The following is a 21,939-nucleotide window of genomic DNA, read 5'->3' as shown; positions in this document are numbered from 1 at the left end:
TTTTTGTTAAGCTGCCTTCATTATATTTTGAATTTGCCTACTTCTTTAGCCAGAGCTTCAATATTCATTCTGTTTTTTTGAGAAATCCCTTTTACTTCAGAACAGGAGGTTTGTATTTGGCTTGTTCCTGCCGACATTTCTTGGATGCTGTTATTTATGATCTGTGTTAATCCCCCAAGCCTGTTCATTTCTTTGACGGCATCTTCACCGGCCTTAAGCATTTCGCCTGAGCCTTCTTGAACATCTACAGTTATGTTGTTTATATCCTGAATTGCCGATAGAACTTCATGACTTCCGCTCTCTTGCTCTCGCATTGCAGCCATTACACTGCTGCTCATTGATTTTACATTTTCAGCAAGCTCAAATATTGCATTAAATTTTTGTTCTACTGTTTTTGAAGAAGTTGCTAATATGGAAATTTCCTCCGAGAATTTTTTGAGGGCAGAGGATATTGATTTTCCCTGCATACTGGATTCTTCGGCCAATTTTCTTATTTCATCTGCGACGACGGCAAATCCTCTTCCTGCTTCGCCTGCATGGGCTGCTTCAATTGCCGCATTCATTGCTAAGAGATTTGTCTGGCTGGCAATATGCTGGATTACATTTGATGCTTCAATCAAACTTCCGGATTCTTCTGCAATTTTATGCGTAACCGAATTTGAAAGATGAAGGGCTTCTTTTCCGTAGACTGTTGCATCTGCCAATTCTTTAATTGCCGAATCGCTTTGATCCAATATTCTTGTGACTGAAGAAATATTAGCAACCATTTCTTCAATTGCTGAAGATGATTGAGCAACATTTGCAGTCTGACTTTCAATACGGCCGTCGAGCTGTCTTATTGTTTGAAGAATTTGTTCAACATTTGCAGTTGCCTCGCCTACGCTTGCCGATTGAGATTCAGCTTGATCTTTTACCTTCAAAATATTTTTGCTTATTTGCCCTATTGAACTTGCGGTTTCAAAAACATTTACTGCAAGATCTTCTCCCGTCTTTTGCATATCAGCAGCACTGTTTGCAACATTTTTTACTGTAAAACCTATTTTTTCTATCGTCTGATTAAAGGAATGAGATAGGTCTGCAATTTCATCCTTGCCTTTTCCTACTAAGCGGGCTGTTAAATCTCCGTCACCTTGAGCAATATTTCTGAGAGCCTTAACTACACTCGATATTCTTCTAGTGATTCCGTTTACTATAAATGTTAAAATAATTATTGATGCAATAAAGCCTATCAATAAAATCAGTGAAACAAGTTTAATTAAATTTTTACTTTCTTTATATATCTCTTTTTCCGGTGTTGATGTACCCACAAACCATATTTCATTTGTTTCTCCTATCTTTATGGGTGTAAATACTTCAAGATGATTTGCTTCATTTACGACAGTTTCAAGTAAAAACGGATTAAGAGATTTTTTTGCATCCGAAAAATAAACAGCCGTTTCTTTGTTCTCAAATTCGGGAAGCTTTTTTGAAATTAGGTTTTTATTTCTATGTGCAAGGACCGTTCCTTCTGCCGAAATAAGAATTGCATAGCCTGTTTCAAAAAACACTTCTTTTGAAAGCTGCTCCTGCATATAATCGAGGGTATAGTCGATTCCTACAACTCCCACAATTTTGTCTTTTTTATCCCGTAGAGGAATTGCTGTACCTGCAACATAAAGCATTTTACCTTGCAATCCATAATTATTGGGTTCAATCAAAATACCTTTTTGAGAGGTCTTAGGTACTTCATACCAAAAACTGTCTACATAATCGGTTAGAGCTACCATTGAGATTTTACCGTCAATTTTTGTCCAATAGGGAATAAACCTTCCGGTATCATCATGCCCTGCCGTATTTTTAAATTTACTGTCAAGGTTATCTAAGGCATCAGGTTCCCACACAGTCCATACATCTACAAATTTGTCGGAATCCTTTAGAATCTCTTTTTGTAAGGTATTAAAATAAGTTCTTCTATTTTCGGGAGGAATATCTTGAAAAGATTCAAATGTTTTAGCTAAGGTTTTGTTTGTATCATATACTGTTTTTATAACCTTTTCTACAAAGGCTCCAAGATTTCTACTGGAGTCATATAGTTTTACAACTGCATTCCGTTTTGAAGTATCGCCAAGTTTTTTTACAAGAACTAAACTTGTTGCAATCAAAAAAAATGACAAAACAGAAATTAACGCAATTATTATTTTTTTTCTAATTGTTAAAGTAGAGTATTTTTTTATGTTTTTAAATTTTGAGGTTTCGTTACCATTGATTTCATTCATAATTATCCCCCGAAATGTTATCTAGCGGCACACTGCGATTAAAGATATACAGTCAGGCGAGAATTTACAATAAAAATAAAGTATGGTCAATAGCTCCTAAAATAAAGGATGCTTCTATTTTTCGCTTCGTTCTATTTTTACGCCTATAGATTGAAGTCTTTCGACTAGGTGTTCATAACCTCTTTCTATCTGGTAGACATTTCGGATAATGCTTTCTCCTCGGGCACAGCAGGCGGCTATTACCATGGCCATTCCGGCTCTTACATCGGGAGAAACCAACTCGCTTCCGTGGAGGGAGCTTGGTCCCGAAATTACAGCTCGATGAGGATCGCACAAGGTAATGCGGGCTCCCATTCCGATCAGCTTATCCACAAAGAACATTCTGGATTCAAACATTTTTTCGTGGATTAAAACCGTGCCTTCTACCTGTGTTGCAATTACTGTCATGATGCTTGTAAGATCAGGCGGAAAGCCCGGCCAAGGAGCGTCATCAATTTTGGGAATCATTCCTCCAAGGTCGCAGTTTACCTGCATCTTTTGTTTGTCGGGAACGGTAAGGGTGTTTCCTTCCAAGGTCCAGCCTATGCCCAATTTTCCGAAGGCTACACGCAAGGGTCTCATGTCTCTCGGTTCTACATCCGTAATTTTAAGCTGACCGCGGGTAACGGCGGCAAGCCCGATAAAAGAGCCTATTTCCATATAGTCGGGACCTATGCGGTGTTCTGTACCGCCTAGTTTTTCGACCCCTTCGATGGTCAATATATTTGAACCTACTCCGCTGATTTTTGCACCCATCTTATTTAACATATTGCACAGCTCCTGAACATGAGGTTCGCTTGCGGCATTTGATATAATGGTAGTTCCTTCTGCAAGGCTGGCAGCCATGATGGCATTTTCGGTTGCGGTAACTGAGGCTTCATCTAAAAATATATCTTCTCCCATCAATTTGTGTGCGATAAAAGAAAAATTTTGATCGGTTTCAACTCTTGCACCCAATTCAGTCAGGGCTAAAAAATGAGTATCGAGACGGCGTCTTCCTATAACATCGCCTCCGGGAGGAGGGAGAATAGCCTTGCCTGTTCTTGCCAAAAGCGGCCCCGCAAATAGAATGGATGCCCTTATCTTTGATGCAAGATCTTCAGGTATCTTGCTTGTTTTTACATTTTCCATTCGGAGTTTAAATACGTTTTTTTCTATCTTTTCGTAATGTCCGCCCAAGGCCTCAAAAACTTGAAGCATTACAAACACATCCTCAATTTCGGGAATGTTTTTTAGGATAACGGGCTCTGCCGATAGTATGGCAGCAGCAATGCATGGCAGGGCTGCATTTTTATTTCCGCTCGCTTTTATTGTTCCCTTTACAGGGAATCCGCCTTGTATAATATATTCGTGCATATTAATCTCCTTTTTACTGAACAGTTATAACCGAAGCGACCCGTCCATCGGCCGTATATACATGGTTTTTATTTGTGTTATCGGGCAGTCTTGTTCCGCCTGAAAAATAGGCGTAAAACCATGTTCCTGCCGGTAAATTTAATCTCAATTCATATCTTCCGGGGGAGACCTCTATAAGATCATACATAAAGGGATCCCAATTATTAAAAGAACCGGCAAGCCTTATAGTTTTTTTAGGTTCTCCCAAGTAGGTAAATTTTACGGAATTTTTATTGCTTAGCTCGGTTTTATACTCTTTTTTGTAAGGAACTTCAATACGCGAAACACTCATGCTGTGTATTCTATCGAAGACTATGTTTCTGTTTATCGGATCTGAAGACCACAGTCCGTCTATTACCAATCGATATTTGATTTCGGTCAATTCATCAGGAATCTGAAAAATATAGAATAAAATAGTTTCTTTTCCTTCATATAATTCATTTTGCGGGAGTTTTTGAAAAGAATGAATATATTTGTAATCTTCATGTGAAAAAGAGATTCCTACATGACGCTTAGCTGTTGAAGTAAAGATTATATGTCCTTCCTTAATTTTAGGAGCTTCAACACGTACAATCGACTCTACAAGTTTTTGATAAAATTCCGTTTCAATACTCTTTTCCGAAAAAATCGCCGGCAAAAAAAGAGTAACAAAAATTAATAAGAATATTGATTTTTTCATACTCATCCTCATTTTAGTTTCGGAAAAATAAAAAAAATCTTAAGTAGGAGTTTAATTTTGGGGCGGCATCACCTTGGCCCATTTTTTTATAAGAGTTTGAGGCTCATCAGCTTCCAATAATTCTTTAAAAAAAGAATTTGCATTGGATACCTGGCTTTTTATGGTCTCCAATTCGGATTGTGCGAAGCGGGAAAGTACATAGCCGGAAATATCCGGAGAAGAATCTCCTCCCTGGGAAGAAAAATCCGGCCGGCCTATTCCTATCCGCAGGCGGAAAAAATCTGCCGTGTTTAAAACCGATTTTATCGATCTCAAACCGTTGTGCCCGCCAAGGCCGCCTGACCACTTAAAACTGAGAATGCCGGGTTTGATTTCCAGCTCATCATGTACGATTAAAATATTTTCAGGTTTTAACCTGAAAAAAGAGGCGGCCGCTATTACGCTTTCCCCCGACAGGTTCATATAGGTTTCGGGTTTTAAAATGTGTACAGCCCTGCCGCCTGTCATAGAAGAAGGCAGTTTTGCATATTGCCCCTTAAATTTGCCCTGCCACACAGCATTTGAGCCTATTTCTATTGAATCGCATAAAACCCAAGCTGCATTATGCCTTGTATTTTCGTATTTTTTTCCGTAATTGCCTAAAAAAACGATTAAGTCTATCATCTCATCTCCCATTACATTCTGAATTCTTCACCAAGATATATTTTTCGGGCAATTTCGGAATTTAAGATTTCATCCCGTGAGCCTTGCTCTACAATTTCTCCGCTGCCTATTATGTAGGCCCTGTCGGTTATCTCCAAGGTGTCACGGACATTGTGATCTGTTATTAAAATACCTATGCCCTGATCGGCTAAGATACGGACTATGCTTTTAATATCGTGTACGGCAATCGGGTCTATTCCGGCAAAGGGCTCGTCTAAAAGCAAAAACTTAGGTTCGATGGCCAAGGCTCTGGCTATTTCGGTTCGTCTTCTTTCTCCTCCGGAGAGGGTATAGGCTTGCTGTTTTCTGTTTGCCTTAATTCCGAATTCCTCAAGAAGAAATTCCAGTTTTTCCGTTTTTTGCTCTTTGGAAAGATCCTTTCTTGTTTCCAAAATTGCGTAAATATTTTGTTCTACAGTCAGCTTTCTAAAAACCGAAGCTTCTTGCGGTAAATATGAAATTCCTGCGTGGGCTCTTTTATACATTGGTAAGTTTGTTATTCTATTACCGTCCAAATATATGTTCCCTGAATTCGGTTTATAAAAACCTACAATCATATAGAATGTGGTAGTTTTTCCTGCACCATTAGGGCCCAAAAGGCCTACAATTTCTCCCTGGTACATCGAAAAGCTTACATCCTTTACTGCGTGTTTTTTTCTAAAAAATTTGTTTAATCCCTCAACTTTTAAAATACTTTTTGCGTCAAACATTGGGCTTTTCCTCTTGTTTTTCTTCTTTTTCTTTTCCCTGCTCTACAGAACCTCTGACGCGGCCGTCAAGGGTTATATCTTCAGTATCTAAATTAACGGAAATTTTTCCGGCCCTAAATTCATCCTTTCCCTTTTTTACTACAGGGCTGCCGGTCAGCTCTACCTTTGATTCTTTTCTATTGTATAAAGCGAACATTGAATTACAGTTTATATCTTTATTTGTAATTTTTACATTAAAACGCATGATAATTATTTCTTGCTTTTTTTTGTATTCAATATTTTCGGAAGCTATGCTGACATCATTTTTTGTGTCCTTAAGTTCGAGCTTTCCGAACATTGTAACCGTATCCGTTTTTCTGTCAAAATTGATTAAATCTGCCTTAAAGCTGTAGCCCTTGTCTGCATCTTCGCCCTTAACGGAACCGGTAGCATTTACATATCTATAGTCTTTTCCGAAAATTTCGATGCGGTCGGCCGATATGATTAGGCTGTCGACTGTTACTTCGGCATTTCCGATGAGATTGGTAGATTTTTTATTTTCGGATACTGAGGCGGTTACCTTATCAGCCTTAAAGCTGATCGTTGAGGTTTGAGCCGCAATATCGGTTAAAAAAAGGAATATAAAAAAATAAATCGAAAAAAACTTAAATTTCTTGTGATTCGGAATTTTCGTTTGAATTTTCTTCATTTTCCTTCTCCTCATTTTCAGTCTGAATTTTACCTTCGATCGAATTTAAAAATTCAAATTCCTTAGAAAGAGTGTTTGCTATAAAGCCTGCTCCGCTTATATAAAATTCATCTCCCTTTTTTACGGTTACCCGGTTGTCTTCAACTCCGTACAGGATATTCTCTTTTTTGTTCCAAAAAAATGCTTCTCCCGAAATCGTAAGGCCTTCTTTTACATCCTCAAAAAAAACTTTTTGACCCAAAAAATAGTTGTTATTTTTTTCATCGATTTTGATAATTCCGGCCCTTCCCTTGAGTTCCGCCTCAGGTCTGCCGCTCCCAAGAGATTTTTTATCTATTTTGAAAAAGCGCAGATTTTTTCCGGCCCATACTTTATCCGAATCATAAACCTCTAATTCCATTAAATTTATACGCAAATTTAAGGCCGCATCTTCATATTGGTCTAAATTTGCGTTTTTAAATATAAAATTCGGTTTTTTTTCAAAATTTTTTGCCTCTTTACTATAGTTTAAAGTGCAAGAAAATGATATAATAGCAATAATGGAGGCTATGACGAAAATTTGAGCTTCCTTAAAATTCATAGTTTATTATACTATCTTTTTTAATCTTAGTCAAAAGCCTTTGACTGCCGATTGACATAATATCCGATAAAGAATAGACTATATAGAATATTTAAAAAATAAATTTGAGGAGCCTAGAGTATGTCAGATTTTTTAACTGATCAAGAATTCCGTATGTTTAGCGATTTAATATATACCGCAAGCGGTATTACGTTTTCCGATACGAATAGGTCTATTTTGGAAAGCCGGTTAAAAGAAAAACTTAGGGACAAGAAACTCGAAAAAGTGTCGGATTATTATGCGATACTCATCAAGGATTCGGAAGAACAAAAGAGTCTTTTAGACTCTGTTACAACAAACCTTACTAGGTTTTTTAGAAATCAGCCTCACTTTGATGCTCTTGAGAAATATGTTATACCGGAGCTTGTAAAGGTAAAACGAGCTGAAGGAAAGAATAAAATTAAAATATGGAGTGCCGGATGCTCAACAGGGGAAGAGCCGTATACCCTGGCAATGGTTATGAAAAAGCATCTTCCGATAGGGTTTACAGCAGAAATTACTGCTTCGGACTTATCCTTAAAATGTCTTCTTGTAGGCAAGACCGGTTTTTATCAGGCGGCAAGAGTTGTAGGCATTCCTGATGACTATTTAAGAATGTATTTTGATAAACTAAATGACGGTTACCAGGTAAAAAAAGATATAATGCAGATGGTAAACTTTGACTATCATAACTTAAAACACGATTCAAAGCATACCGATTTTGATCTTGTATTTTGCCGAAATGTTTTAATCTATTTTGATGAACCTGCACAAAAAGATGTTATTGATAGGTTTTGGCGTGCTATGTCGCCTAAATCTTTTTTATTTATAGGTCATTCCGAATCTCTTTTTGGTATGGAAACTCAATTTAAGTTTGTAAAAACGGATTGGGCTTGTTTTTATCAAAAAGGGCTTTGATTTTAAAGGTTTTATATAATTCTTCTAAAGGAGTTTTGTTATGGAAGATATTCGTGTTTTAATAGTGGATGATTCTGCATTGATGAGGAACATTATAGGTAAGATTGTTGATGCCACTCCCGGACTAAAGATAGCAGATAAGGCAATGAACGGCCGTTTTGCCCTTCAAAAGCTTGACCGCGTTGCCCCCGATGTTATTGTTTTGGATCTGGAAATGCCTGAAATGAACGGTATTGAATTTTTAAGAGAACTTAAAAAGCAAAATATAAAGATTCCTGTAGTAATCTTGTCCAGTATTGCAAAAGAAGGTGCCAAGGTTACTATGGACTGTTTAGAGCTTGGAGCCAGCGACTTTATTACAAAGCCGTCCGGTTCCGAATCTGCTAATCTAAACACTGTTTCGGAAACTCTCTCAAAGATGCTGCTTGCCTACGGCCGCCGTCATCAAATTGAAACAGGTGCAAGAGGCAGTGCTGCAAAGTCATCTTTGTCTGAGCCGTTTAAGAGCAGCCTTCCAAAGCCTACAACCGCAGCTTCAGCTGTTGAGCCTCAAAAAGAAGAAAAGCCTAAAGCCCAAAGAGATCACGGAAATATTCAGATTATTGCAATAGGTATTTCGACAGGCGGCCCCAATGCCTTGCGTCAGGTTTTTGCCTCACTCGATAAAGATCTTCCTCAGCCGATAGTTGTGGTACAGCACATGCCGCCCGGATTTACCAAGGAATTTGCTTCCAGCTTGGATAAAATCTGTCCGCTTGAAGTCAAAGAAGCCGAAGACGGAGACCTTATAAAGCCCGGCCGTATTCTTATCGCCCCAGGCGGAAAGCACCTTGTTGTAGAAAAACGCTCCCTTGCTGCCGTTGCAAAGGTTATAGATACACCGCCTCAAAGCGGACATAAACCCAGCGTTGATGTTCTGTTTGAATCTGTTGCAAAGGAATATCAAAACCATGCCCTCGGAATAATCATGACAGGTATGGGAAAGGACGGAGCTCAAAATATTACAAAACTTTACAGCGAAGGCTCCCGCACAATAGGACAAGATGAGGCTTCTTCTGTTGTATACGGTATGCCGCGAGTTGCATGGGAAATGGGCGGTGTCATGGAACAGGTAAGCCTTGATAACATGGCCGCAACTATAAACCGATACGGCAAAGAATTTGCTTAAAATATCAGGTATATTTGTTTTTATAAGGATTAAAAAACCGTCCTAAAAGGACGGTTTTTTTGTATATAAAATGTAACAATAATTTTATAGTCTTACAAAGTGAAGTAAAAGTTCTCCTTCTTTGGAGTAAAATTTTATTTCATTTTCCGTTATTGTAAGTTTATCGATATTTATCAAATTTCTTTCAAAAGAAGCATCAAAGGGTTTTCCTATGATATTTGACGGATCTGCCAGCTTTTTTCCATTTATTTGAAAAGTAAAAAACTCTTCCGAGTTTTTTCTTGTTTTCGTCCATGAGCCTTCATAGTTTGTTATACCTGTTGTAGCTTCAAATTTTCCGTCTTTAAAAAAATTAATTCGTGATTTTGTTAAATTTGCATCAAGCTGTACATATTGGCCGTTTTCAAAATAGCACCCGGCCAAGCGCCAAACTCTTTCTGCCAGATATTCATCAAAGGGAATCCCTTCTTCTTTTCCTTTGTTCTCTTTTGATGTTTTTATGTCTTGTGCCGAATTAAATGTTTCGCATGACCAAGTAAAGATAAGAAAAATCGAAATAAGGAATAAAAAATATATATTTTTTTTCATAATTATCATTCTACAGAAAAAAACGAAAAAGACAAGCTCCCTTCTTGCTTTTTTTTTGCTTTTGATGTAACATCAACATACTCATAATTACCTTGGGGAATTAGCTCAGTTGGTAGAGCGATTGGTTCGCAATCAATAGGTCGTGGGTTCGATTCCCATATTCTCCATTATCTTTTCTTTTTAAAAATTTTCCGGGAGCATTTTAAATGACTAACTCTTTTAAAAACTTTTTAGCTAAAAAGAATATTGAAATATCGGCAAAGCGTTATTTTATTGATGCCATGAGTGCTATGGCCATGGGGCTTTTTTCTTCTCTATTGGTAGGCACGATTTTAAACAGCATAGGACTTAAGCTTAATATTCCGTTTTTAACCCAAACCGTCTGGCCTATTTGCCGCGATATGACGGGGGCAGCAATCGGTATAGCCATAGCCCATTCGCTAAAAGCCCATACCTTTGTGCTTTTTTCGGCAACGATAGTAGGTTTTGCAGGAAACAAGCTTGGCGGGCCTGTGGGAGCTTTTATAGCAACGATAATCAGTACCGAGCTTGGAAAGGCCGTTTCCCGAGAAACAAAGATTGACCTTATAGTTACGCCGATGGTAACAATTATTTCGGGAGCAGTTATTGCCTCTGCGGTGGGCCCCGGAATGTCCGCATTTATGACCTGGCTGGGAAAAATCATTATGGAAGCTACTACCTTACAGCCCTTTTGGATGGGGGTTACCGTTTCAGTTTTGGTCGGAGTTGTCCTTACCCTTCCTATAAGCAGTGCCGCAATCTGCATGATGCTTTCCCTTGGAGGGCTTGCGGGAGGAGCTGCAACCGCCGGCTGTGCGGCACAAATGATAGGCTTTGCAGTTATGAGTTATAGGGATAACGGGCTTGGAGGAAGTTTTGCTGTAGGCATAGGCACAAGTATGCTCCACATGCCCAATATAATCAAAAATCCTAAGATATGGATACCGCCAACCTTGGCAGCCGCTATTTTGGGGCCCTTGGCTACTATTATTTTTCAACTGGAAAACATACCTCTCGGTTCGGGGATGGGAACCTGCGGCCTTGTCGGCCAAATAGGCACTATCACTGCAATGGAAGCTATAGGAAGGGGAGGCTTGGACACTTATGCAGCCATTCTTCTTTTACATTTTATCATGCCTGCGGCCTTAACTTTATTCTTTACCTTTCTTTTAAGAAAAATAAATTGGATTAAGGATGGGGATTTAAAGCTGGATCTTTAAAACCTTTTTAAAATAAAAAAAGACGGCCATATTTTCAAGACCGTCTTTTTTTGTGTTTATCCGATTTCCGCTTGCCGGAAATCTAACAAAAGCTTATCCCCAGTATAGTTTTAACATCGGGGCTATAACCAATGAAACCATTGACATAAGCTTAATCAATATATTGATGGAGGGGCCGGAAGTATCTTTGAAGGGATCGCCTACAGTGTCGCCTACAACAGCGGCCTTGTGTGAGGGAGAACCCTTTCCGCCTGCGATTCCGCCTTCAATCATCTTCTTTGCATTATCCCATGCACCGCCTGCATTGGACATAAAGACTGCCAATACAACACCGGATACTGTTACACCTGTCAAAAGACCGATTAACATAGCGGGGCCTCCTGCAAAACCTACAAGAATGGGTGTAATAATTGCGGCAAGGCCGGGGATAACCATTTCCTTTAAGGCAGCCTGAGTACTGATGTCTACGCATCTCTTGTAATCGGGCTTTTCGGTATTTTCCAAGATGCCGGGGTGCTGTTTAAACTGGCGGCGTACTTCTTCAATCATCTTATGAGCGGCCTTTCCTACAGCCGACATTGTAAGGGCAGAGAACAAGAAGGGGAAAACACCTCCCAAGAGAACGCCTACAAGAACGTTAATGTTTGTAATATCTACACTTGCAACACCGGCTTGCTCTTTAAATGAAGTAAAGAGGATGATGGCCGTCAAAGCAGCTGATCCGATGGCAAAGCCCTTTCCGATAGCGGCTGTGGTATTTCCTACGGCATCAAGACTGTCTGTGATATTGCGGACATCCTTGGGGAAGTTTGCCATTTCGGCAAGACCGCCTGCATTGTCGGCGATGGGGCCGTAAGCATCAACTGCAAGCTGGATTCCTAATGTTACCAACATACCTACGGCAGCTATACCTACACCATAAAGGCCTGCGAGCATAAAGCTTGAAAAGATTGAAGCTCCGATTAAAATCATGACGGGGAAGGCACTTCTCATACCTACTGCTAAACCTGAAATAATTGTGGTAGCTGCTCCTGTTTCGCAAGCATCTACGATTCCTTTAACGGGTTTTTTTCCGGTTCCCGTGTAGAATTCGGTGATAATACCTATTAGAACACCGGCTGCAAGACCAATTACCGTAGAAGCAAAGACATGTAAATAGCCTTGGGTTCCGTTAAATGTTGCATCTCCCATAATAAATTTTACGGTAAAGAAAACGAAAATTGTTGCAATGATTGCAGCTCCGAAGGTTCCTGTGTTGAGAGCTTTTTGAGGGTTTGATCCCGGTTTTGCCTTTACAAAGAAGGTTCCGATTAAGGATGCTACAAGACCCACAACCGAAATAAGCAGGGGCATAAGCATCATCTTCAATTTTAAAGAAGAATCCGGCGTGTTTACGATTAGACCCAGAATCATAGCACCTACCAATGAGCCTACAAAGGACTCAAAGAGGTCTGCACCCATACCTGCAACGTCTCCTACGTTGTCTCCTACGTTATCTGCAATAGTGGCAGGATTTCGGGGGTCATCTTCGGGGATACCTGCTTCAACCTTTCCTACAAGATCGGCTCCTACGTCGGCAGCCTTTGTATAAATACCGCCGCCTACACGTGAGAAAAGGGCAATAGATGAAGCTCCTAATGAAAAAGCTGTTGCTAAGGGTAAAATAATATCTTTAAGGGTATTTTCTTCAGTTCCCAACATTGAAGTAGAGAGAATAAGAACGATAAAAAGACCTATAAATGCAAGACCGACAACGCTCATTCCCATAACGCTTCCGCCTGAAAAAGCAACTTTTAAAGCTCCGTTTAAGCCTTGATCCTTGGCGGCTTGTGTTGTGCGTGAGTTTGCTTGTGTTGCAACGCGCATACCTATGTATCCGGCTGACATTGAAGCAAGAGCTCCAAGCAAGAATGAAAGAGATTGGAATTTAAGAGCTCCCTTATTTCCTATGGCTAGGAAAACGGCAACTATGGCGATGAAAGGTAGAAGAGTTATATATTCTCTTCTTAAAAAAGCCATAGCCCCATCGGCTATATGGCCTCCAATTTCTTTTAAAGCCTGATCTGAAACCTTTTGTTTATAAATCCATAAGGTTCTTACAAGTGCATAGGCTAGGGCTGCAATCCCGCCTCCGAGCACGGCATACAATGCGAGTGAAATACTCATTTTTTCCTCCTGTTGTTAGTACAACTTGAAATAATTATACGGTTTTTCCGTCATAATATCTTTAAATTTACCATATTTTTGGGAGTTTTGCAAGTAGGGAATCAAGAGCTTGACAGGCAAAAATAAATCTGCTATCGTAAATATCTAAAAATGATTCCAAAAGCTTATTTCGACTGGAGATATACATCTAATTCGGGAGAAACAAAATTTTCTGCTGTTTTCAGATTATTCGCATTGAGTTTCTTCTTAATGATAGCCATACTCATGTTTGTAAAACGTTTGATAGGAAAATTATAAAATTATGAGGCAGAAAGAGGAGAAAGAAAGATGTATAAGATTTATTGGGTTATCAACAAAAAAGACAAGGGGAGACTTTTTAGCAATAAACTTGAAGTAATTTATGGATAAACTATTATCCAAAAATCATAACAAAATAAGAGGTTTTTCACAGTGAAAAAGAAGATTTTTTTAATTATTATAACTATATTTTTTATATTCGCAACATATTGCATACACATAAAAAATATTTTTCGCTCGGCAAGGCAACTTCTTGTATTTGGTAAAAATATTCTCGTATTATCTTATCAAGAACCTAAAAATACATAAACAAACAAATGAAACAGCTTATAAAAATTTTAATTGTAGAAGATGACTCAACAATAGCTTTAGGTTTAAAAAAGAATTTGGAACAATGGAGCTTCGATGTACGATGCGCAAAAAATTTCAATAATATTTTGGAAGAATTTGAAGACTATGCGCCATCCCTCGTCATAATGGATATAGGGCTTCCCGCCTTTAACGGTTATCATTGGTGTTCCGAAATCAGGAACAAGTCGCAGGTTCCCATTATCTTTTTATCTTCCCGCAACGATAAGATGGATATTGTGATGGCTATGCAAATGGGCGGCGATGATTATATCGAAAAGCCCTTTGACATAGATGTAACCGTTGCAAAGATTCAGGCCGTTATCAGGCGGACATATCAATTTACCGCTTCAATGAATGAAGTTAACTTTGCAGGAACCGTTTTAAATTTGAGCACCCTCATTCTTGCATACAACAAAAAAACCGTTTTATTGACTGCAAACGAAATCAAAATTTTAAAATGCCTTTACTTGGCACAAGGTGAATTTGTTTCACGCGAAAAAATTATGGATGTACTTTGGCAAAACAATCAGTTTGTAGATGATAATACTCTCTCGGTAAATATTACCCGTCTACGCAAAAAACTGGAGGGTATCGGACTTTTTAATTTTATCGAAAACAAAAAAGGTTTAGGATATAAGCTAAATGAAAATCACGGAAGCCGGTAAATTAAAAATAAACATAATTATAAAAAGTTTTTTTAAAGATAATTTCCTCTTTATATTTACCCCCTCTCTTTTAATCCTTGTGCAAGTGTTCATCCTATATTTAAGTAATGCCGAGAAAGGGCTCGTATCTTATATAAGCTCATTAAGTATTTCTATTTTAATTATTTTTATAATATTAAAATTTATTTTTTATTACCGTAAAAATACGGATTATTTTGATCTTTTAGAAAACTGTGAAATAAACTCAGGAGAAATATCTTTAAATGATGAAGACTTTTATTCAATGCAAAGGTTATCTTTGTCGCAGATTATTGCACTAAGCAAAATAAAAAAAATACTTTTAGAAAGAGAAGGTGCCATTTACGAAAACAGAAAAATGCTCATCGATCAAAACGATTATTTTTCTCTTTGGATTCATCAGATAAAAACGCCTATTACTTCCATAAATATTTTATTGCAAAATATGAACTCTTCAAAAGATGAAATCTTTGAAATTAAAAAAGCTCTTTTAAACATAGATAATTATACTCAGATGGCCCTGCATTATTTAAAACTTCAAAGACCTGACAGAGATTTGGATTTTTCTAATTTCAATCTAAATGATGTTCTTCAAAACATCTTCCGCAAATACAGAAGCATTTTTATTTATAAAAATATAGAGCTTAATTATAAGACTTGCGATTTGAATATTATAAGCGATCCGGTTCTTTTTGAACTGATGATTGAGCAGATAGTTTCCAACAGCTTAAAGTACTGCGGAATAGAAGGCAAACAAGGAATTTTAAGCATCTATATTGAAAATCGAAATCCTTCGGTTCTTGTAATCGAAGACAACGGAATCGGAATAAGTCCTTCCGACCTCCCTAAAATTTTCGATAAGGGGTATTCCGGTTTAAACGGCCGTCTCAGCGAAAAGGCTACAGGCCTCGGCCTTTACCTTGCACGGGAAATAGCCGAAAGGCTTAACTGTGAGCTTAGCATAGATTCTGTTCAAGGTGAATGGACTAAGGCAAGAATTAAACTTGGAGGAGAAGTTTTAGAGCATCTCTAAAAATCCAACAAGATTTTTAAATATGCCTTTTAATCCTTACAAAAATGTAAGTCAAAAAAACAAAATGTAAGACTCCGTCAATGCAGTCCTTTTCTTTTTTTGATACAATGTTCATACTTAAATTTGTTTGGAGGTGTTTTTATGGAAACATTACTTGACGTTAAAAATATTCAAAAAATTTATAAAGCCAGATTTTCAAAACAGGGAACGGTTGCCTTGCGCGATGTAAGTTTTTCGGTAAAGAAAAAATGAATTTACGGCTATCATGGGTGAATCGGGGTCAGGAAAAACGACCTTGCTCAATTTACTTGCGACCTTGGATAAGCCTTCTTCCGGCGAAATATTTTTGCAAGGTGAGCCAGTATCCAAGATAAAGGGGAAAGATATTGCAGCATTTAGGCGGAATAAATTGGGCTTCGTGTTTCAAGATTATAATCTCTTGGATCAGTTTTCAGTAAAGGATAATATCTTACTTCCTCTTGTACTTTCAAATTATCCGATTGATGAAATGAATAGAAGGCTTCTTCCGCTCGCAGAAAAGCTTGGGATTTCAGACCTTCTCGAAAAGTATCCTTATGAGATTTCGGGCGGTCAGTGCCAAAGAGCGGCTGCTGCACGAGCCTTTATTACAAGGCCTGAGCTCATCTTGGCAGATGAACCTACAGGTGCCCTTGATTCAAAATCCTCCGATATGCTTTTGGAAACCTTTACTCAAATGAATGAAGAAGGACAGACCATCATAATGGTAACCCACAGTGCACGGGCTGCAAGCTATGCGAAGCGCGTTTTATTTTTGCGTGACGGAAATATCTATTACGAAATATACAAAGGCGATATGGGGCAGGCTGTCTTTAGGGAAAGGATCAATGAAGGTCTTTTTATGATGAACCGCAGCAGCATTTAGGAAAAGGGAGGACAGTTTATGAAACTTAATTTTTATTTTAAGCTTGCTAAAAAAAATATTTCGACAGGTGCAAAAACTTATATTCCATATATTTTTGCCTGCTCACTTTCGATAATGATGTTCTCGATTATGTATACTCTTTCACAAGATGCCTTTACTCAAAAATTAGGCGGACTTAAGGCTTTGATGGGATTCGGTGTTATAATAGTCGGCTTTTTTTCGATGATTTTTATCTTTTACGGAAATAAGTTTTTAATTAAGAACAGGGTAAAGGAAATAGGGCTTTATACTATTTTGGGACTTGAAAAAAAACATATTACAGGAGTTTTGTTTTTCGAATTCCTAGCCTGTTATTTTTTAAGTATGCTTTTTGGTGCAATAGGCTCCATGCTTTTCGGAAAATTATGCTTTTTAATTTTATTTAAGTTAAGCGGGATTCCTTCAAAAATCGACTATAGTCTTTCGCTTACATTTTTAAAACCTGCAAGTATTGTATTCTTTTGTTTTTTTGTAATAAATTACCTTTATAATTTAAAAAAGATAAGTCTTTTAAATCCTATCCAGCTTTTAACCGAATCAAAAAGCGGAGAAAAAAGGTCGAAATATTTACGCTTAAAAACTTTTCTTGCACTTTTTTTTGCCGGGGCAGGCTATATCCTTTCAATTTTAAGTTTTACTCCTATGACGGCTTTACAATTTTTTTTGCCTGCCGTTATTTTTTGTAATTGCGGGAACCTTTTTTTTCTTTGAAAGCATTACCGTTTTTATTTTAAATAAAATGAAAAAACGCAAATCCTATTATAAACCTGCAAAATTTATTTCCATTTCGGGAATGATTTACAGAATGAGTCAGCATGCGAATGGTTTGGCTAGTATCTGTATTTTGCTTACGATGATCCTGCTTACTCTCGCTTCGGTAACCAGTATTTATATGGTAAGCGAAAAAATCATATCAAAAGCCTTTATACGCAATCACCAATTGGATAAACTATTTAGAAAAAATAATACGGAATTACAAAATAAGGAAAAATTAATTGCAGATATAAAAGAAATAGGTTTGAAGCACAGTATAGAAACAAAAGATTTTTTGTATGTAAGATACTTTTATGGAATTTCAAATATAAACGGAAATGTTTTTTATGAAAATGATGATTCATATTTTTCCCGCAATAATGTTCAAGTTATGCTGTGCAATCTTGATGATATTAAAAATATTTTTCCTGATGAGCTGCGTAAAAAATTATTAGCAAATGCTGCAAAGATGAATGATGATGAGCTTTTTATTTTTTGCAATAAAGAGGTTGACTGCACAAAGCCTTTACGAATTGGTCAAAAAGAATTTAAACTAACAAAACTTGAAAGTAAATTTGTTGCCATACTGGATAATTCTCCATATATTCCTTATTCTCCTTTTCCTTATATAAATATTATAGCTAAAGATTCTAAAAGTCTTGACCTTATTAAAGATGAATTAAATTTATTAAAAGAAAATTCAAAAGTGAAATTTAAAAATAAAAAACAGCTTACACTTGAAGAATCCTTTTTTTGGAATACTTCGGCTGATAATCTAAGTATTCCTCAAAGCTATTCTCAAGATATACAAAAATTGGCAAAGACTTCGGAAGCGGGGCTTTTTTATCACAATAAATTTGAGTCCTACAAAAACAGAAGAGAATTTGACGGAAGTTTTTTATTTTTAGGCGCTTTTTTAAGTTTGATGTTTTTAATCTGGCTCATCCTCATCATGTACTTTAAACAAATTTCCGAAGGATTGGAAGACAGAAGACGATGGCAAATAATGCTCAAAATAGGAATGGATTCTTCTTTAATTAAAAAGACTTCACACACCCAGCTTGTTTGGCTCTTTGTGCTTCCCGTTTTGGTTTCTCTGGTTCATTGCCTTTTTGCATCTCCCCTGTTTACCCAGCTCTTATTTGCCTTTGGTCTTTTTAACAAGATAGTCTTTTTTGCTTCCCTGTTTTTAAGCGGGGGATTTACCTTAATTTTATATTTAGTTTTTTATAAGATTACTTCGAGTAAGTATAATAAAATTATTAGATAGATAAAAGGGCTGTTCCGTTGAACAGCCCTTTGGTTGTAAGATGAACAAATGGTTTTTTAGGAACCGAGGTATGAAGTTTTTATAAAAATCGGTTTATCAATTCATAAAAGATAATATAATCATCATTACCTTTATCATAATTACAAAATTCTTCTTTACAATTTTTTTGCTGTGAAGAAACCACCTTTTGTGTGAATTACTTTTTCCATTGTAATCTTCCCTTAAAAATTTTTTATACGGAACTATGTATTCCCTTTGCATAGGGTAATTTTATCACAGCTTTTCGATTTCTTCACGGCTTAAACCCGTAGCTTCTGCAATATTTTCAACCGATAAGCCTATCTTAAGCAAGTTTTTTGCGGTCTGCATTATTCCGTCAGCAAAGCCTTGAGCTATACCTTGCCGTATACCTTGCTGTATACCTTGCTGTATACCTTGCTGTATACCTTCTTGTATTCCTGCTTTCCAGCCATCATTCCGTGCATCCCTTTCAAATGAATTTATTAACATGTATTCCCTCCTCATTTCTTCGCTCATCTTTACTTCTTTTATCCGCCCCTCTATCTTTTGGATAAAATGGTCATCACTTACTTTACCGTTCATATACTGCAAAAAGTTTTTAAGTGCAGAACTCTCTTCTTTTTCAGCTGCCTTGCTGTTAATGATTATCTTTGTTATCCCGTCAGCAAGTTGTATATTTGTGTTTTCTGTGCATATTGTTTTAAAACTATACACGGGGAGACCTTTACCAATATAATCAAAGGTGCAGAAGAAAATGATAAATGAATCAGGCAAATCTTCATAAGGCTGATTTTTCTCCAACACACTTACGTCTATTGCCGATTGGTAGTAGCGTATACGCTTTGCTAGGTCATCTTTATTGATTGCCTGCATTTCCACATCGTAGATGGTGCCGTCACAGTCTTTAGCCCACACGTCAAAACGTACACCTTTTGCATTTCCTGCATCTGTTACTGTTTTTTGAAGCTGAATATCAGTTATAGTACCGATTTTATCGTGCAAGACAATATTTAAAAGCGTTTTGCAAATGTCAATATTCTCCATAACACGATAGAACATATAATCGTCGGTTATAGTAAGCTCGTCAAAACTTTTCCGCATTTACACCTCCCCATAGTTCTATTATACCAAAAAAACGCAAAAATTTCAATTATTGGTGTTTTGGAAAAAGAACCTATATATATAGATATTACTTTCCCCTATTCTTCTTTAGAGCTTTTTTTATATCCTTGATTGCCCAGTCATAATGGCTGGCTGTTGCAGATACACAGTAGCTTCCGAGAGTTGTTGTTCCTGTCCAGTTAAAACATTTTTTTGAAAAAAGTTCATCATTCGAAAAAGTCTCGATGAGTTTCATAACTTCTTTATGAGTTTTTTTTAGCATTTTTTCGGCATCGGTATAAGAAGTATCTTGATGCTTTTTCCAAAACTCAATATTCATTTCAGGATAAGTTTTCCAGTTATAAGGTGCAGGTAAAAAGGCTGCAGGCTTCCCTTTCGTGTTGGATTTTATCCAATTCAATAAGAGGCAGTGCCACTCATAAAGATGAACCAACATATCGCGTACATTTTTATCGCGCTCGTTCGGATTTATATCGGCAGCTTTTTCTTCTTCGGTCATACCGTCAATTAAGCTCCATAGTTTTTCAAACTGCTCATTTGAAGCAAAAATCAAATCTTCTTTTGTTGTAGGTCTCGGCATAGTTTACTCCTCATCTTGTAAAAATATATAACCTATTATACTACGTAAACATGTCAGAATGTGTCAGGTTTGAAAAAATGATTTAAACTTTCCTATGCTTTTTCATAATTTTTTCTGCAAGTTGGGCGATTTCTTCTTTTAAGCTTTTCGGCTCGAGGATTTCTACTTCGGTACCAAGTGACAGGATAAAACCGCAGACCCATGAATCAAAGGGGAGAGCTGCATTCAGGGTATACGAGCCGTCGGAATCCTTTGTAATAAGCTCCGGAGGAAATTCATCGTAGAGTCTGTAGACTGTTTTAGCGGTACATTTTAATTTAATGTTTGTAAGCGAAACCGGTGCAGCCTCTTTATGGTCAGGCATTTTATTCAGTAAGTCAGTACGGTTAAATGCCGTTAAAGTCTTTGTAATAGAAAGAATACGGGTTAATCTGAAAAGCCTGTAATCGTTTTTTTCGGTACAATAGCACTCGGCATACCACGCCTTTGATTTATACAAAAATCGCAAGGGATAAACCGTGCGCTCGCTTTTTTCTCCATAAGAGCTGATGTATTCCAGCTTGACGGCGCGGCATTCCAAAACTGCCTGCTTCAATGTTTCAAAAATGCCGTTACCGTTTTCACTTCCCCAAATTGAATAGTCGATTTTAACCCAGTCCGTATTTTTTTGAAAGATTGCAGATAAACGGTTCAAAATGGATTCGGTGTGTATCTCATCGATTGGTGAAAGGCATTGCAGTGCAAGCAGAATTTTTTCCTGCTCTTCTTTTGTTAAAATCGATTTATTGATTGTGTAGCTTTCATCGATAAAAATACCGCCGCCTGTTCCCTGCATTGTATATACGGGGATTCCTGCGGTACTTAAAATATCCATATCGCGGTAAATAGTACGTACCGATACTCCGAATTTTTTTGCAAGCTCCTGTGCAGTTGTCTGCTTCCGGTTGAGAAGAATGAATACGATTTCAAAAAGTCTTTCAGCGCGCATGGTTAAATCTAAAACAGTCCGGAACAGGTTGTTATGTGTTTTCTATATTTTGTGCTCCACGAACCAGTCTTTTATTTTTTCTTGTTTTATCTTGCCTGAAGCTATTTCAAATCCAAAATTAATTAGTTCCTCTTGAGTATAATTCAAATCAATTCCATTTATTTTAAGAAAAATCAATGATAAATGGATACCTATTCTTTTATTTCCATCTAAAAAAGGATGATTTTCAATTAGTGAATAACAAAGTTGAGCTGCCTTATTTAAAGTCGATGGATATAATTCTTTTCCATCAAAAGTTTGAAATATTGATTTTAGGCTTGAGTCCAAAAGATTTAATTCCCGAACTCCATGTACTCCTCCGGTTTTTGTAATTAAAGATGAATGAATTTTTAAAACCTGTTCTTCCGAGAAGAAATTCATTTTGCCAATTCCTGATAGGCTTTCATATTTTTGGTAATTATTGAATCGGAAATTTCAGATAGTTGCTGGTTAGGAATAGTATCATAACAATTATCTTCATCTAAAATGGTAATTATCACTTTTCTCCCGTTATATTGGTCAAGTACACAATCTTTTATATAAACAGTATTATCTTGAATTATTCCTGTCGTTGCAAACATAAGACACCTCCTGTATTACTATAGCATATTTTTCAATTATCTTCCAGCAATAAATAATATTTTATTTACCGAATTAACAATTACATTTATTATATTTGAGTATAGTATTAACATAATATTAAATTAAATCG

At 37.1% G+C, this 21,939-nt stretch carries 21 protein-coding genes, 1 tRNA gene and 1 pseudogene; 9 read left to right on the top strand and 14 right to left on the bottom strand.

Going from position 1 to position 21,939, the window contains the following annotated elements; genetic code table 11:
* Positions 1-20 precede the first annotated feature (20 nt).
* The 7 genes from E4O00_RS11160 to E4O00_RS11130 form a co-directional block, all read right to left on the bottom strand.
* Complete coding sequence (locus E4O00_RS11160) at positions 21-2,255, bottom strand: methyl-accepting chemotaxis protein (protein WP_253677438.1); 2,235 nt, start codon at positions 2,253-2,255, stop codon at positions 21-23.
* A 114-nt stretch (positions 2,256-2,369) separates the two neighbouring features.
* On the bottom strand, positions 2,370-3,650 hold the full coding sequence (murA, locus tag E4O00_RS11155; protein ID WP_253677437.1) for a UDP-N-acetylglucosamine 1-carboxyvinyltransferase: 1,281 nt from the start codon (positions 3,648-3,650) through the stop codon (positions 2,370-2,372).
* Positions 3,651-3,663: 13 nt separating this feature from the next.
* A complete protein-coding gene (locus tag E4O00_RS11150; RefSeq protein ID WP_253677436.1) occupies positions 3,664-4,368 on the bottom strand; it encodes an early set domain-containing protein in 705 nt (234 codons plus the stop codon).
* 51 nt (positions 4,369-4,419) lie between these two features.
* Positions 4,420-5,031, bottom strand: coding sequence for an aminoacyl-tRNA hydrolase (gene pth / locus E4O00_RS11145; RefSeq protein WP_253677435.1), 612 nt, complete (start codon positions 5,029-5,031; stop codon positions 4,420-4,422).
* 11 nt (positions 5,032-5,042) lie between these two features.
* A complete protein-coding gene (gene lptB, locus E4O00_RS11140; protein ID WP_253677434.1) occupies positions 5,043-5,780 on the bottom strand; it encodes an LPS export ABC transporter ATP-binding protein in 738 nt (245 codons plus the stop codon).
* The gene (locus tag E4O00_RS11135; RefSeq protein WP_253677433.1) at positions 5,773-6,468 is read right to left on the bottom strand and encodes an LptA/OstA family protein; all 696 of its coding nucleotides are present in this window, start codon (positions 6,466-6,468) and stop codon (positions 5,773-5,775) included. Before E4O00_RS11135 ends, lptB begins: the two co-directional genes overlap by 8 nt.
* Positions 6,425-7,048 carry a hypothetical protein gene (locus E4O00_RS11130; protein ID WP_253677432.1) on the bottom strand — a complete coding sequence of 208 codons (624 nt, stop codon included), beginning with the start codon at positions 7,046-7,048 and terminating at the stop codon, positions 6,425-6,427. The genes E4O00_RS11135 and E4O00_RS11130 overlap by 44 nt, the downstream gene beginning before the upstream one ends.
* A gap of 120 nt (positions 7,049-7,168) precedes the next feature.
* Between E4O00_RS11130 and E4O00_RS11125 the strand changes: the two genes are divergently transcribed.
* Both E4O00_RS11125 and E4O00_RS11120 read left to right on the top strand, forming a co-directional pair.
* On the top strand, positions 7,169-7,984 hold the full coding sequence (locus E4O00_RS11125) for a CheR family methyltransferase (protein ID WP_253677431.1): 816 nt from the start codon (positions 7,169-7,171) through the stop codon (positions 7,982-7,984).
* 40 nt (positions 7,985-8,024) lie between these two features.
* Entirely contained in the window at positions 8,025-9,152 is a 1,128-nt protein-coding gene (locus E4O00_RS11120; protein ID WP_253677430.1) for a protein-glutamate methylesterase/protein-glutamine glutaminase, read from the top strand.
* Between the two features lie 84 nt (positions 9,153-9,236).
* Here E4O00_RS11120 and E4O00_RS11115 read toward each other — a convergent pair whose 3' ends face one another.
* The gene (locus tag E4O00_RS11115) at positions 9,237-9,740 is read right to left on the bottom strand and encodes a hypothetical protein (protein WP_253677429.1); all 504 of its coding nucleotides are present in this window, start codon (positions 9,738-9,740) and stop codon (positions 9,237-9,239) included.
* A gap of 94 nt (positions 9,741-9,834) precedes the next feature.
* On the opposite strand from E4O00_RS11115, the gene E4O00_RS11110 reads away from it, so the two are divergent.
* Positions 9,835-9,907 (top strand) — tRNA-Ala (locus E4O00_RS11110).
* Positions 9,908-9,946: 39 nt separating this feature from the next.
* Positions 9,947-10,981, top strand: a complete 1,035-nt coding sequence (locus tag E4O00_RS11105) for a PTS sugar transporter subunit IIC (RefSeq protein ID WP_253677428.1) — start codon at positions 9,947-9,949, stop codon at positions 10,979-10,981.
* 93 nt (positions 10,982-11,074) lie between these two features.
* Here the strand turns inward: E4O00_RS11105 and E4O00_RS11100 are convergent, their stop codons facing one another.
* Positions 11,075-13,147 (bottom strand): sodium-translocating pyrophosphatase, encoded by a 2,073-nt coding sequence (locus E4O00_RS11100; RefSeq protein WP_253677427.1) that lies wholly within the window; start codon positions 13,145-13,147, stop codon positions 11,075-11,077.
* A 614-nt stretch (positions 13,148-13,761) separates the two neighbouring features.
* Between E4O00_RS11100 and E4O00_RS11095 the strand changes: the two genes are divergently transcribed.
* The 5 genes and pseudogenes from E4O00_RS11095 to E4O00_RS11075 all read left to right on the top strand — a co-directional run bounded on the left by E4O00_RS11095 (position 13,762) and on the right by E4O00_RS11075 (position 18,477).
* A complete protein-coding gene (locus tag E4O00_RS11095) occupies positions 13,762-14,460 on the top strand; it encodes a response regulator transcription factor (protein ID WP_253677426.1) in 699 nt (232 codons plus the stop codon).
* A complete protein-coding gene (locus E4O00_RS11090) occupies positions 14,438-15,511 on the top strand; it encodes a sensor histidine kinase (RefSeq protein ID WP_253677425.1) in 1,074 nt (357 codons plus the stop codon). The genes E4O00_RS11095 and E4O00_RS11090 overlap by 23 nt, the downstream gene beginning before the upstream one ends.
* 141 nt (positions 15,512-15,652) lie before the next feature.
* Positions 15,653-16,415: pseudogene (locus E4O00_RS11085) on the top strand (ABC transporter ATP-binding protein).
* Between the two features lie 18 nt (positions 16,416-16,433).
* Entirely contained in the window at positions 16,434-17,165 is a 732-nt protein-coding gene (locus tag E4O00_RS11080; protein ID WP_253677424.1) for an FtsX-like permease family protein, read from the top strand.
* A gap of 28 nt (positions 17,166-17,193) precedes the next feature.
* The gene (locus E4O00_RS11075) at positions 17,194-18,477 is read left to right on the top strand and encodes a hypothetical protein (RefSeq protein WP_253677423.1); all 1,284 of its coding nucleotides are present in this window, start codon (positions 17,194-17,196) and stop codon (positions 18,475-18,477) included.
* 273 nt (positions 18,478-18,750) lie between these two features.
* Here the strand turns inward: E4O00_RS11075 and E4O00_RS11070 are convergent, their stop codons facing one another.
* From E4O00_RS11070 to E4O00_RS11050, 5 genes are all read right to left on the bottom strand, one after another.
* Positions 18,751-19,599, bottom strand: coding sequence for an Rpn family recombination-promoting nuclease/putative transposase (locus tag E4O00_RS11070; RefSeq protein WP_253677422.1), 849 nt, complete (start codon positions 19,597-19,599; stop codon positions 18,751-18,753).
* A gap of 88 nt (positions 19,600-19,687) precedes the next feature.
* Positions 19,688-20,200, bottom strand: a complete 513-nt coding sequence (locus E4O00_RS11065) for a ClbS/DfsB family four-helix bundle protein (protein ID WP_253677421.1) — start codon at positions 20,198-20,200, stop codon at positions 19,688-19,690.
* Positions 20,201-20,282: 82 nt separating this feature from the next.
* Positions 20,283-21,188, bottom strand: a complete 906-nt coding sequence (locus E4O00_RS11060; RefSeq protein WP_253677420.1) for a helix-turn-helix transcriptional regulator — start codon at positions 21,186-21,188, stop codon at positions 20,283-20,285.
* A gap of 42 nt (positions 21,189-21,230) precedes the next feature.
* The gene (locus tag E4O00_RS11055) at positions 21,231-21,608 is read right to left on the bottom strand and encodes a type II toxin-antitoxin system death-on-curing family toxin (protein ID WP_253677419.1); all 378 of its coding nucleotides are present in this window, start codon (positions 21,606-21,608) and stop codon (positions 21,231-21,233) included.
* Positions 21,605-21,808, bottom strand: coding sequence for a hypothetical protein (locus E4O00_RS11050; RefSeq protein ID WP_253677418.1), 204 nt, complete (start codon positions 21,806-21,808; stop codon positions 21,605-21,607). The genes E4O00_RS11055 and E4O00_RS11050 overlap by 4 nt, the downstream gene beginning before the upstream one ends.
* Positions 21,809-21,939: the final 131 nt, after the last annotated feature.

The organism is Treponema sp. OMZ 788 (assembly GCF_024181245.1).
In the GTDB taxonomy this organism is placed as follows: domain Bacteria; phylum Spirochaetota; class Spirochaetia; order Treponematales; family Treponemataceae; genus Treponema_B.
This window is presented reverse-complemented; position numbering and strand designations above follow the sequence as displayed.

Bases quoted from the DNA above. Each gene is read 5' to 3' on its own strand.
- E4O00_RS11060 (WP_253677420.1), bottom strand. From the start codon at position 21,188: ATGCGCGCTGAAAGACTTTTTGAAATCGTATTCATTCTTCTCAACCGG.
- E4O00_RS11160 (WP_253677438.1), bottom strand. From the start codon at position 2,255: ATGAATGAAATCAATGGTAACGAAACCTCAAAATTTAAAAACATAAAA.
- E4O00_RS11065 (WP_253677421.1), bottom strand. From the start codon at position 20,200: ATGCCGAGACCTACAACAAAAGAAGATTTGATTTTTGCTTCAAATGAG.
- E4O00_RS11080 (WP_253677424.1), top strand. From the start codon at position 16,434: ATGAAACTTAATTTTTATTTTAAGCTTGCTAAAAAAAATATTTCGACA.
- E4O00_RS11050 (WP_253677418.1), bottom strand. From the start codon at position 21,808: ATGTTTGCAACGACAGGAATAATTCAAGATAATACTGTTTATATAAAA.
- pth (WP_253677435.1), bottom strand. From the start codon at position 5,031: ATGATAGACTTAATCGTTTTTTTAGGCAATTACGGAAAAAAATACGAA.
- E4O00_RS11125 (WP_253677431.1), top strand. From the start codon at position 7,169: ATGTCAGATTTTTTAACTGATCAAGAATTCCGTATGTTTAGCGATTTA.
- E4O00_RS11100 (WP_253677427.1), bottom strand. From the start codon at position 13,147: ATGAGTATTTCACTCGCATTGTATGCCGTGCTCGGAGGCGGGATTGCA.
- E4O00_RS11115 (WP_253677429.1), bottom strand. From the start codon at position 9,740: ATGAAAAAAAATATATATTTTTTATTCCTTATTTCGATTTTTCTTATC.
- E4O00_RS11105 (WP_253677428.1), top strand. From the start codon at position 9,947: ATGACTAACTCTTTTAAAAACTTTTTAGCTAAAAAGAATATTGAAATA.
- E4O00_RS11090 (WP_253677425.1), top strand. From the start codon at position 14,438: ATGAAAATCACGGAAGCCGGTAAATTAAAAATAAACATAATTATAAAA.
- E4O00_RS11055 (WP_253677419.1), bottom strand. From the start codon at position 21,608: ATGAATTTCTTCTCGGAAGAACAGGTTTTAAAAATTCATTCATCTTTA.
- E4O00_RS11130 (WP_253677432.1), bottom strand. From the start codon at position 7,048: ATGAATTTTAAGGAAGCTCAAATTTTCGTCATAGCCTCCATTATTGCT.
- murA (WP_253677437.1), bottom strand. From the start codon at position 3,650: ATGCACGAATATATTATACAAGGCGGATTCCCTGTAAAGGGAACAATA.
- E4O00_RS11135 (WP_253677433.1), bottom strand. From the start codon at position 6,468: ATGAAGAAAATTCAAACGAAAATTCCGAATCACAAGAAATTTAAGTTT.
- lptB (WP_253677434.1), bottom strand. From the start codon at position 5,780: ATGTTTGACGCAAAAAGTATTTTAAAAGTTGAGGGATTAAACAAATTT.
- E4O00_RS11095 (WP_253677426.1), top strand. From the start codon at position 13,762: ATGAAACAGCTTATAAAAATTTTAATTGTAGAAGATGACTCAACAATA.
- E4O00_RS11150 (WP_253677436.1), bottom strand. From the start codon at position 4,368: ATGAAAAAATCAATATTCTTATTAATTTTTGTTACTCTTTTTTTGCCG.
- E4O00_RS11120 (WP_253677430.1), top strand. From the start codon at position 8,025: ATGGAAGATATTCGTGTTTTAATAGTGGATGATTCTGCATTGATGAGG.
- E4O00_RS11075 (WP_253677423.1), top strand. From the start codon at position 17,194: ATGAAAAAACGCAAATCCTATTATAAACCTGCAAAATTTATTTCCATT.
- E4O00_RS11070 (WP_253677422.1), bottom strand. From the start codon at position 19,599: ATGCGGAAAAGTTTTGACGAGCTTACTATAACCGACGATTATATGTTC.